This window comes from Psychrobacter sp. TB55-MNA-CIBAN-0194, from assembly GCF_040309505.1.
In the GTDB taxonomy this organism is placed as follows: Bacteria; Pseudomonadota; Gammaproteobacteria; order Pseudomonadales; family Moraxellaceae; genus Psychrobacter; species Psychrobacter fozii.
The window spans coordinates 1-280 of sequence record NZ_JBEOOW010000173.1; the positions used below are offsets into that span (position 1 = coordinate 1).

Here is a 280-nt window from a genome sequence, read left to right on the forward strand (position 1 = left end):
CTGTTGGGACAATGCACCTACAGAGAGGTTCTTTAGAAGCTTTAAGACAGAGTGGATGCCAAAAAACGGCTCTGACAATATTGATGAGGCTCAGCAGGCAGTAAATGATTATATTTGGGGCTATTATCAAAGTGTAAGACCACACAGCTTTAATGAGTATTTAACACCGAGCGAGAAAGAGAGACTTTATTTCAACAAAAACCTCTTAAGTACTGTCTAAAAATATTTGACCACTACAGTAAGATAACGGGTACATTTGACTCCGAACCCTATCAAGCAT

Annotated in this window: 1 protein-coding gene; it reads left to right on the forward strand. The window is 38.9% G+C overall.

Annotation, left to right across the window (positions count from 1 at the left end):
- A partial coding sequence (locus tag AAEY75_RS14710; RefSeq protein WP_352259982.1) for an integrase core domain-containing protein occupies window positions 1-220 on the forward strand: 220 nt, incomplete at its 5' end.
- Between the last annotated feature and the right edge of the window lie 60 nt (window positions 221-280).